This window comes from Xanthomarina sp. (genome assembly GCF_035306605.1).
In the GTDB taxonomy this organism is placed as follows: Bacteria; Bacteroidota; Bacteroidia; order Flavobacteriales; family Flavobacteriaceae; genus Xanthomarina.
In genome coordinates this window covers 1-11087 of the sequence record NZ_DATGNR010000081.1, presented here as the reverse complement: position 1 = coordinate 11087, position 11087 = coordinate 1, and the positions used below count along the sequence as shown (strand labels likewise).

The following is an 11087-nucleotide window of genomic DNA, read 5'->3' as shown; positions in this document are numbered from 1 at the left end:
ACGTTTTTTAATAAGATTTGCATCAAATTTACGCTTTGTTTTATTCATTGCGTGAGATACGTTGTTTCCAACCATCGCTTTCTTTCCAGTAAGTTCACAAACTCTTGACATTTCTTCTAACTTTAAATATTGTTATTTTATTCTGTTTATAAACAATCCACGAGAGATGGTTTTAAACAGGCTGCAAATTTAGTAAAACTTTATAATATCAACAAACTAAAATTGTTACTTTTTTAAAATTTCTTTTTGCAGCATTTCAAAAGCCTTGTTAACAGCTTTCCTAATTACTTGTGTTCTATGGTTTCCTAAATTAAATTCTTGCGAAAAAACAGCGTCTTTTGTAGCTATAGCAATAAAAACCGTTCCAACCTCTGCATCGGAATCGCCTTTATCTGGCCCGGCATTTCCTGTGGCAGCAATAGCATAATCCGATTGAAACATTTCCAAAACACGTTGTGCCATAGCTTCTGCTACTTGAGAACTTACAACTGAATGTGTTTTAATAAGTGCTTCAGGCACCTTTAAAACGTCTATTTTCGATTGGGTCGCATAACTGATGACACTTCCTTTAAAATAATTTGATGCTCCTGGTATTTTAGTAAGTGACTCGGCTATTTTTCCTCCTGTACAGCTTTCTGCTGTAGCAAGTGTTTTTCCTAAATGCGTTAATTGATTGCCAATAATAGCTTCAATGGAATCATCGGATTCAAAACCCACAAAAATATCTTCCAATTGCGGTAAGAGCTTATCGATTTGTTTTTGAATCTCAGTCTCCACCAAATTTTTATCCATGTGCTTCGCAGATAATCGCAAACGCACTCTACCTAACCCAGGTAAGTATGCCAACTTAATGAATTCTGGCAAGCTATCCTCCCACTCTTCAATTCTTTCTGCCAAGGAACTTTCACCTAAACCATAGGTTAGAATGGTTGTGTGTTTAATATACGGAAACTTATAGGTTTCTCTTAATTTAGGAATTACATGGTTTTCCATTAAGGCTTTCATCTCGAAAGGCACTCCTGGTAAAGAAATAAATATTTTACCGTTATGTTCTATCCACATTCCGGGAGCACTACCATTAACATTCATTAAAACTTCTGCCTTAGAAGGCACCAAAGCTTGATCGATATTAACTTTAGATAAAGGTTGTTTGATGTACTTTTCCCAGAGACTATGGATGTTTTCTAAAACAGCCTCACTTTGAACCAAGGTATCATTAAGGTATTCAGCAATGGTTTTTTTAGTGATATCATCTTTTGTAGGACCTAAGCCTCCAGTAATGACGATAATGTCTGCATTAGTTTCAGCCTCCTTTAAAGCTTTTAATATATGCTCTTTATCGTCTTGAATAGATTCTATTTGGTATACAGAAACACCAATAGCATTAAGTGCTTTACTAATAAAAACGGAATTAGTGTCTACAATCTGACCGATTAGAATCTCATCTCCAATGGTAATAATTTCTGCTTGCATTACAGATTAAAGTCTCTTTTGATCTCTTCTGAAGCGCTTTCAACAGCCTGAAGAACCTTAAGGAGTTTTCCCGATATATCCATACCTGTCTTTTCAAATTTCCCCCAGTCTTGGACTTCAATTAAATCATGAAGCACCCCAAGTTCGAACAAATCGATAGTGGGTTTCATTTTATGGGCAGCTTGATAGGTGGTATAATAATCCTTATTAGCAACAGCATTTTTTAAAGTTTCTGCATCTTCAGGAACTTCACTCAAAAAGGCTTCGGCCAAAGCTTTCACAAATTCCTCATCGCCATCGGCCAATTCTCTTACTCGATATAATTTATAATTTACTTCCATTTATTTTACAGTTATTGAAAACATTTGTTTGTTTTCTATAAACCCCTTCAACTTATCGTCAGCATCAACCCTCCCAACTCCAGCTGGGGTTCCAGTAAAGATAATGTCTCCAATCTTTAAAGTGAAATATTTTGAGATATATTCTATCAACTCATCGATTTTCCAGAGCATGTGCATGGTATTACCAATTTGAACGATTTCACCATTCTTTTCTAATGAAAAATTGATGTTATCCAAATTATCAAATTCTGTTTTTGGCAACCAATTACCAACTAGAGCTGCTCCATCAAAGGCTTTTGCCTTTTCCCACGGCAACCCTTTCTCTTTGAGTTTTGCTTGTAAATCGCGCGCCGTAAAGTCAATGCCTAAACCTATTTCATCGTAATATTTATGGGCGAATTTTTTATCAATATACTTCCCTACTTTCGTGATTTTTACCAAAATTTCCACTTCATGATGGACATCATTAGAGAAGTCTGGAATGAAAAAGGGCTGCTTTTTCATTAATATAGAGGTATCTGGTTTTAAAAATACGACAGGATCGGTTGGTTTTTCGTTTTCCAACTCCTTAATATGATCTGTATAATTTCGTCCGATACAAATAAGCTTCATAAATGTTACCTATTAAAATGTTAGTTATTAAATTTTAAACGAAAGTGCGTCTATTTAATCCAGTTTATTGTTTAAAGACCTTAATTTAATAGACGTCAATATTTTTTTAGTATATAAAGGAAAATCAGCATTAAGCAACCAACCAAAATAACCAGGCTCGGTTTCCAACACATCTACAACACGTTTACCTTTATGTTTTCCAAAAGAGAAACACTCTTCTCCTTCCTTATTATATATAAGGAATCCAGCGAAATCGGCAAACTTTTTACGCGAACTAAATTCGGCCAAAAACTTGGTGTCGTTTTCCAACTCATCGTACTTGGCTATTTGCGCCTTTAGCACCTCATAGGTAGCCAAGGTATCTGCTTCAGCACTATGTGCACCATCTAATTTTTTATCGCAATAGAATTTATAAGCTGCAACTAGAGTTCTTTGTTCCATTTTGTGAAAAATAGTTTGCACATCAACGGACATTCTATTTTTCATATCAAAATCAACCTCTGCACGAAGCATTTCTTCAGCTAACAACGGAATATCGAATCGATTGGAATTGAACCCTCCTAAATCTGAATCTTTTATCAGGTTATGGACTTCCTTAGCTAAATCTTTAAATGTAGGCTTATCGGCTACATCGGCATCTGAAATTCCATGAATTTCACTTGCTTCAGCAGGAATTGGAATGGTCGGGTTTACCAATCGTGTATAGCGCTCTTCTTTACCATCTGGATGTACTTTTAGAATGGAGATTTCGACTATTCTATCGGTTGAAATATTAACTCCTGTAGTTTCTAAATCGAAAAAACAGATAGGTCTTGTAAGATTAAGTTGCATGTGTATTTATTTTGGGTAAATATAAAGAGAATAAATAAAAAAGTGCTTCATATATCGTACAAAGCTAAGGAGCGGACTTTGGTTCTCTAGAAAACAAAAAAAAAGCACAACCCTAAAAAATTGTGCTTTTCTATTAATATATAAACGTTATTAACTAAATCTCTCTATTCGGGTCCCAAGCTTCTAAATAATCTTTAACAGCTTTTACAAATTGTCCTCCAAGAGCACCATTTACCACCCTGTGATCATAAGAGTGCGATAAGAACATTTTATAACGGATACCTATAAAATCTCCTTCTGGGGTTTCTACAACAGCAGGAACTTTTCTAATTGCTCCAAGAGCTAAAATACCCACTTGTGGTTGATTGATAATAGGAGTTCCCATGATACTACCAAAAGTACCCACGTTAGTAACTGTATAGGTTCCTCCTTGAATATCGTCTGGTTTCAATTGGTTTAATCTAGCTCTATTAGCTAAATCGTTTACCTTTTTAGTCATTCCAACCAAATTAAGTTGGTCGGCATCTTTAATAACAGGCACAATTAAGTTACCGTCTGGTAAAGCTGCTGCCATTCCAAGGTTGATATGTTTTTTCTTTATAATGGTATCGCCATTAACAGAAATATTCATCATAGGGAAATCGCGTAAAGCTTTTGCAATAGCCTCCATAAAAATTGGAGTAAAGGTTAAGTTTTCACCTTCACGTTTAGCAAATGCATCTTTCACTTTCTTTCTCCAGTTCCATATTTTTGTTACATCAGCTTCAATAAAACTCTGAACGTGCGCTGAAGTTTGAACTGATTCTACCATGTGATGAGCAATAATCTTGCCCATTCTAGTCATTTCTATAATCTCGTCGTCTCCACTAACAACCACAGGAGCTGCAGCAGGTTTTGCAGGAGCTGCTTTTGGTGCTTCTACCGTTTTAACTGGTTGAGGAGCAGATTTTCTAGTTTCTAAATAAGCTAGAATATCATTTTTAGTAACACGACCATCTTTTCCTGTTCCAGAAATACTGTCCAATTCAGCTTGAGAAATGCCTTCTTCCTTAGCAATATTCTTCACTAAAGGAGAGTAAAATCTATCTTCCGATGAACTAACAGCGGCTACAGTTTCTTTTGCAGTTTCCACCGTTTGGGCTACTTGAGCTACAACAGCTTTTTCTGCAGCTTCTACTTTTGGAGCAGCAACTTCACCTGAGCCTTCACCTTCGGTTTCGATAATGGCAATAACCTGCCCTACTTGAACGACATCGTCTATGTTGAATAATTTTTCGACTAAAACGCCTGTCACTTCACTAGGCACTTCGCTATCTACTTTATCAGTTGCAATTTCTAGAACCGCTTCATCTGCTTCAATAGTATCTCCTACCTCTTTTAACCAAGAAGTAATTGTTGCTTCAGCAACACTTTCACCCATTTTAGGGAGTTTTAATTCAAATTTTGCCATATCTGTAATGGAAAGGTATTTTTTTAAATTATGACTGCAAAATTAATGAAAATTCATCTAATCTATTACAGTTTCTTTAATTAATTATTTTTAATATGAATAACTTCTCCTCGGCTTTTGGAACTATTACTTCCTAAAACAACTTGAGATTTTTTCAATAAAAATTTAAATGTACTTGCCTGTGTTATATCATTTTTGGCCACAATATCGATGGCTTTTTTAAAGCCTAAGAAATCTGTATCCAAAATATACTCAAAATTAGGTTGATAACTATTAACTTCTGTTTGTGTGCTTAGTTTTTTACTTAAAGTGGTTTCAAGTTTTTGTATGTTTTCATTTGAAACAAAAACGTATTCGGACACGTTGCTTGTAGACTTTTCACCTTTTGGATAAAAAACCGAAACAACTTTAATACCTATCCAAATTAATATATTAAAAAGCCAATTAGGCTTAAAATGTTTCTTAAAAAACAAGCGCATGGCGCCATTAAATCGTTTGGCGTAAGCTTTGTCCTTTAAGGTGCTTTCTCCTTTAAAGTGAATTACCGCCGTTTCAGGATGGTAATAATTTTGATACCCTGCTTTTAATATTTTATAAGAAAGGTCAATGTCTTCGCCATACATAAAGTAATCTTCGTCCAATCCGCCAACTTCATTATAAATACTCTTTTTTATAATCATAAAGGCTCCAACCAGCATCGGCACCTTTCCTGTTTGATCTGGACTTAAATGGTGGGCATAATAGGGTTTGGAATAACCGAACAACTTCTGGATAGAAACCATTGGTGTAGGTACATTCCTCTTACTTTCCGGAAGAAACTCTCCCTTACCATCTATTAATTTACAACCTAAAATTCCTAAATCCGGGGTTTTATCGGCAAATTTTAAAAGAATTTCGAAGGTATCTTCAGCAACAACCGTATCTGGATTTAAAATGCACAGGTACTCTCCTTGAGCTTGTTTTATTCCAAGATTATTCCCTTTTGAAAATCCATCATTCGATTTATTTTCAATAAGTTTTACATTAGGAAACAATTGTTTTACCATGTTGCAACTATCGTCCGGCGACAGGTTGTCCACCACAATAATTTCAGCATCAATATTGGTAATAGCTGCTTCGACACTTCTTAGGCATAGCTCTAAAAAATAACGAACATTATAATTTAATATGATAACGGATAGCTTCAAGGGTATGAGGTCAAGATTTTAAAGAAGATTCAAAAGGGATACGATTAATAATACTTCTACCTAGTGTGATTTCGTCGGTATACTCCAGTTCATTTCCAACCGAAATACCACGAGCAATGGTTGAAGTTGTTACTTCATATCCTTGAATTTGTTTATAAATATAAAAATTAGTGGTATCTCCTTCCATAGTAGATCCTAAAGCAAAAATAAGTTCCTTTACGCTACCTTGCTTAACTTTCTCTACCAAAGGTTGGATATTTAAATCGTTGGGACCAATGCCATCCATAGGCGAAATTTTTCCACCAAGCACATGATATAAACCTTTAAACGAACTGGTGTTTTCAATAGCCATAACATCGCGAATATCCTCTACCACACAAATAATTTCCTGTGTCCTATGTGGGTTTGCACAAATTTCACAGATTTCATTATCACTAATATTATTACAACTTTTACAGAATTTTATATCCGTTCTCATAGCTTCCAATGCCTTAGCCAACTGAAGTGTTTGATCTTCAGGCTGCCGTAGCAAATGCAACACCAATCGCAAAGCTGTGCGCTTACCAATACCTGGCAATTGCGACATCTCATTGACTGCTTTTTCTAAAAGTTTAGACGAAAATTCCATAGCTGCGAATTTACTACTTAGAGACAAATAACACTAATTTTATATGATTCTTTTTAAATAGTCGAGCTTCATAAATAAAAATTTGGTTTTTGCCTTATAATACATGTAATTTGACCCCTTGAAACAGATATTCTTATGAATGCAACTCAAATAATCCTTCTTATTTTATCCTATTTTGGTCTTTTAATTTTAATCTCCTATTTCACAGGAAAAAAATCTGGAAATGACGCTTTTTTTAAGGGAAACAAACAGTCTCCATGGTATTTAGTAGCCTTTGGAATGATTGGCGCCTCGCTTTCTGGTGTAACTTTTATTTCGGTTCCTGGCTGGATTGAAACTTCGCAGTTTAGCTATATGCAGGTGGTTTTAGGTTATGTGGTGGGCTATTTAGTTATTGGAACCATCCTCCTTCCTTTGTATTATAAGCTTAATTTAACCTCTATTTACACCTATTTGGAAGAACGTTTTGGAAATTACTCCTATAAAACTGGAGCTTCTTTTTTCTTAATATCGAGGGTCGTTGGAGCTAGTTTTAGGTTGTTTTTAATTGCCAATGTATTACAAGTTATTCTTTTTGATGAAATTGGAATTGCCTTTTGGCAAACAGTAATTATTACCGTTTTACTTATTTGGCTGTATACCTTTAAATCTGGAATAAAAACCATTGTTTGGACCGATACGCTTCAAACACTATTTATGCTGATTGCCGTTGGGGTTACCATTTATTTTGTTAGTGATGAATTAGGCTTGACTACCGGTAACATCTTAAGTTTTGTTTTAGACAACGACATGTCGAAAACCTTCTTTTTCGACGATTATAATTCGAGCGACTACTTTTGGAAACAGTTTATCTCTGGAGCTTTTATAGCTATAGTAATGACCGGTTTGGATCAAGATATGATGCAAAAAAACCTAACTTGCAAAACCCTAAAGGATGCTCAAAAAAACATGTTTTGGTTTACCATTGTTTTAACCGTTGTAAACTTTGTCTTCTTATGTTTAGGTTTACTGTTAACCGTTTATGCTCAACAAAATGGTATAGATGCCCACAAGGACGATTTATTCCCAATACTTGCTAAAAACCATTTGGGTGTAGGTGTTTTTGTGTTCTTCCTAATCGGATTAATTGCTGCCGCATATAGCAGTGCCGACAGTGCTTTAACAGCTTTAACAACATCATTTAGTATTGATATTTTAGATATTGAAAAGAAATTGGACGAAAAAGCACAGGTTGCGAAAAGAAAGCAAATTCACATCCTTTTTTCTTTCATTTTAATACTAGTGATTGTTTCGTTTAAATATATTATCAAAGATGAAAGCGTGATTGCAAAGTTATTTGTATTTGCCGGCTACACGTATGGTCCTTTATTAGGCTTATATGCTTTTGGTTTATTTACAAAATGGCAGGTAAAAGACAAACTAGTTCCTATTATTGCAATACTATCACCTATTTTATCTTATATAATTAGCGTTCTTAGTGCGAAATGGTTAGGATTTGAATTTGGATTCTTCATCTTAATCCTAAACGGATTATTAACCTTTATAGGGTTATTATTAATAAAGAGGAAAGCCTAGTAACTCGTTAATAGTCTGGAAAATTTTTAAACCTAAAACGTTAGGCCTATTTAACATTAAAACTCTTTAAACAGCTCTAATACTGATTTATAGAAAGCAACACTAAGGTACAAGCCACTTCAAAGTCGATATTATTTGTTTTTAGAATATCATAGAATTCTGGATTTTCTGTTCCAGGATTGAAAACAACACGTTTTGGATTTAGCGACAAAATATAGTCGTAATAAGCTACTTGATTTTTAGGGTTTAAGTAAAGGGTTACGGTGTCAATATTTTCATAAGGCTTTAAATCTGTATCAATAGATACACCATTTATGGTTCCTTGTTTTAAACCAAAAGCAACCACCTCATGACCCGAATCTTTAAGTCGGGTAACGGCCATATTTGAATATCTAGCTTCATTTAAGGAAGCCCCAAGCACTAATGTTTTTTTACTCATCTGTTAAATAGTGTTAAGTAATGTTAATAAAAGTAACAATACTCAAAAATAGGCCTCTATTAAGTAAATACAAAAAGTTTATAAAATATTTAATAGTCAACGTAATAGTTGATGGTTAGTGTTAAGTATGGCTATTAAATTAAAAAAACCCAGAGCTAAGTGCTTTGGGTTTTTAATTTTAAACTGTTAAATGATAGTTAAACTCAGATTCCTATGAAATAAAAACAACTTTTATACGTCTATAGTAACAAGTGATAAGTTTAAGTAAACAACTGTAATTAATTTTTATAGTTAGTGTTAGTTAAAAATTGGTTAGTAAAGAAAAACCCGAAACATAATTGTTTCGGGTTTTTTGATATTATAAATTTTAGCCTAAGCTTGTTGTTCTATTACAATAAAGGCATTACCATTTCATTATTACAGAACCCCAAGTAAAACCACTTCCAAAAGCAGCAAGTACCACAGTATCTCCTTCTTTTATTTTTCCTTCTTCCCAAGCTTCAGTTAAAGCAATAGGAATAGAGGCAGCCGTGGTGTTACCATATTTTTGAATATTATTAAACACCTGATCATCTGTAAGTTTAAATTTATTTTGGATAAATTGGGAGATTCTCAAATTAGCTTGATGCGGAATTAACATATCAATATCGCTTACTTGAAGGTTGTTTTTTACCAAGCCTTCATTGATTACCTCGCTAAAACGAACAACGGCATTTTTAAATACAAATTGTCCATTCATATAAGGGTAAAAACTTTCATCGTCTTGATTGTTTTCAGCAATTATATCTGTTACCCAACGAGTTCCCATTCCCGGAGCTTTTACCACTAATTCTTCGGCATATTCTCCTTGAGAGTGTAAGTGCGTAGATAAAATTCCTTTTGAATTATCTTCTTCTCTAGTTAAAATAGCAGCTCCTGCTCCATCACCAAAAATAACCGAAACTCCTCGTCCTCTATCTGTTTTATCCAAACCATGAGAATGTAATTCGCTACCAATAACTAGTATCGTTTTATACATTCCTGTTTTTATAAAATTATCTGCTACAGATAAGGCATAAATAAATCCTGAGCATTGATTGCGGACATCTAAGGCTCCTACGGTTTTTATATCTAATTCCTTTTGAACAAAAACTCCTGGACCAGGAAAATAGTAATCTGGACTTAGGGTTGCGAATACAATAAAATCGATATCATCCTTATCAATTCCAGCACGCTCTATGGCAACTTTTGCCGCTTTAAGCCCCATGACAGAAGTAGTGTCTTCAGACCCTGGCTTTACCCATCGTCTTTCTTTTATACCTGTACGTTCTTGAATCCATGCATCATTAGTATCCATCATTTTGGATAAATCGTCGTTGGTTACCACATTGTCAGGAACATATTTCCCTAAACCAATTATTTTGGAATTATACATAAAAAGTTTTTTAGTCGATTAATCAGGTTTGCAATTTAAACATTAAATAGCATTCTTGTAATTTTTAATTCTTTAAATATAAGTTTTATGGTCAGTTTGCTTTTTTAACAACGTTTTAATAATAACATATTGAAGTTTTAGTAGTTTTAATTTTTTAAAAACAAATTTCATGAAATCACATTTACTTACCCTGTTTTTGTTGGTTAGCTTTTTAAGTTTCGGACAAGAAAACCTAACGTATCAAAAACCTCATCAAAACATTCTAGAACTAGCTGAAGCTCCTTTAGCTCCAAGTATTCAAATTGATAGACAAGGCAAAAACATTGTCTTTCTTTATAGAAGCAACTATAAAAATATTGAAGAACTTTCTGAAACAGAAATGCGTTTAGGTGGTCTTCGTATTAATCCTGCAACAAATATTGGTAGTAGAACCCGATATTACAATGATATAAAGGTAAAAGCTGGTCAAAATGCCAAGGAAATAACTGTCATGGATTTGCCTGAAAACGCCCGCTTAGCTAATTTCTCTTGGTCGCCAAACCAAAAGTTTATGGCATTTACAAACACCGTAACTACTGGGGTTGAACTTTGGGTTTTAGACATTGAAAAGGCTAAGGCTACTAAAATCAGTCAGCCAAACTTAAATGCCAATATGGGAAGACCGTTTACTTGGTTTAAAGACAGTAAGTCGCTACTAGTTACCACTCTTCCTGCTAATAGAAAAGCCTTAATAGACTCTAAAGAAGCCGTTCCAACCGGACCAATAGTTTCTATAAGCGAAGCTGGTGTAGAAGCACAAAACAGAACCTATCAAGATTTGCTTAAAAACAAAAACGACGAATATAATTTCGAACTATTAACACAGGCTGAACTCTACAAAATTAACATTGATGGAAGTTCTAAGCTTTGGAAAAAAAGCGACATGTATCGCGATATTTCCTTTTCACCTGATGGTAATTACGTCATGATTACCACTATAAATAGACCGTTCTCATACTTAGTACCTTATTATAGATTCCCTTCAACAACCACTATTTACAAAGTAAATGGCGATTTTGTAAACACCTTTTTAGAAGTTCCTTTAATTGAAGACTTACCAAAAGGTTTTATGGCTGAAAGAACTGGAAAAAGAGATGT

Annotated in this window: 11 protein-coding genes and 1 pseudogene; 2 read left to right on the top strand and 10 right to left on the bottom strand. The window is 34.2% G+C overall.

Translation table 11 applies throughout. The features are described 5' to 3' along the window. The 8 genes from rpmB to recR all read right to left on the bottom strand — a co-directional run. Window positions 1-111 (bottom strand): 50S ribosomal protein L28 (rpmB, locus tag VKY41_RS11155; protein ID WP_324313360.1); only part of this gene is annotated, 111 nt, incomplete at its 3' end. Between the two features lie 114 nt (window positions 112-225). Beyond that, window positions 226-1473, bottom strand: a complete 1248-nt coding sequence (locus tag VKY41_RS11150; RefSeq protein WP_500814535.1) for a competence/damage-inducible protein A — start codon at window positions 1471-1473, stop codon at window positions 226-228. Further along, a complete protein-coding gene (locus tag VKY41_RS11145) occupies window positions 1473-1814 on the bottom strand; it encodes an Hpt domain-containing protein (protein WP_500814534.1) in 342 nt (113 codons plus the stop codon). The genes VKY41_RS11150 and VKY41_RS11145 overlap by 1 nt, the downstream gene beginning before the upstream one ends. Continuing rightward, window positions 1815-2426 carry a fumarylacetoacetate hydrolase family protein gene (locus tag VKY41_RS11140; protein ID WP_500814533.1) on the bottom strand — a complete coding sequence of 204 codons (612 nt, stop codon included), beginning with the start codon at window positions 2424-2426 and terminating at the stop codon, window positions 1815-1817. It abuts the gene before it with no gap. A 54-nt stretch (window positions 2427-2480) separates the two neighbouring features. Continuing rightward, window positions 2481-3257 (bottom strand): exonuclease domain-containing protein, encoded by a 777-nt coding sequence (locus tag VKY41_RS11135; protein WP_500814532.1) that lies wholly within the window; start codon window positions 3255-3257, stop codon window positions 2481-2483. A 154-nt stretch (window positions 3258-3411) separates the two neighbouring features. After that, on the bottom strand, window positions 3412-4707 hold the full coding sequence (locus VKY41_RS11130; protein ID WP_500814531.1) for a dihydrolipoamide acetyltransferase family protein: 1296 nt from the start codon (window positions 4705-4707) through the stop codon (window positions 3412-3414). A gap of 80 nt (window positions 4708-4787) precedes the next feature. Then, on the bottom strand, window positions 4788-5894 hold the full coding sequence (locus VKY41_RS11125) for a glycosyltransferase family 2 protein (RefSeq protein ID WP_500814530.1): 1107 nt from the start codon (window positions 5892-5894) through the stop codon (window positions 4788-4790). Window positions 5895-5904: 10 nt separating this feature from the next. Continuing rightward, on the bottom strand, window positions 5905-6522 hold the full coding sequence (gene recR, locus VKY41_RS11120; protein WP_500814529.1) for a recombination mediator RecR: 618 nt from the start codon (window positions 6520-6522) through the stop codon (window positions 5905-5907). Window positions 6523-6657: 135 nt separating this feature from the next. On the opposite strand from recR, the gene VKY41_RS11115 reads away from it, so the two are divergent. Then, the gene (locus VKY41_RS11115; protein WP_500814528.1) at window positions 6658-8097 is read left to right on the top strand and encodes a sodium:solute symporter; all 1440 of its coding nucleotides are present in this window, start codon (window positions 6658-6660) and stop codon (window positions 8095-8097) included. 76 nt (window positions 8098-8173) lie between these two features. Here VKY41_RS11115 and VKY41_RS11110 read toward each other — a convergent pair whose 3' ends face one another. Both VKY41_RS11110 and VKY41_RS11105 read right to left on the bottom strand, forming a co-directional pair. Beyond that, window positions 8174-8536 (bottom strand): CoA-binding protein, encoded by a 363-nt coding sequence (locus VKY41_RS11110; RefSeq protein WP_500814527.1) that lies wholly within the window; start codon window positions 8534-8536, stop codon window positions 8174-8176. Between the two features lie 403 nt (window positions 8537-8939). After that, on the bottom strand, window positions 8940-9950 hold the full coding sequence (locus tag VKY41_RS11105) for a 3-oxoacyl-ACP synthase III family protein (RefSeq protein ID WP_500814526.1): 1011 nt from the start codon (window positions 9948-9950) through the stop codon (window positions 8940-8942). A 169-nt stretch (window positions 9951-10119) separates the two neighbouring features. On the opposite strand from VKY41_RS11105, the pseudogene VKY41_RS11100 reads away from it, so the two are divergent. After that, a pseudogene (locus tag VKY41_RS11100) lies at window positions 10120-11087 on the top strand (S9 family peptidase); the annotation flags it as partial.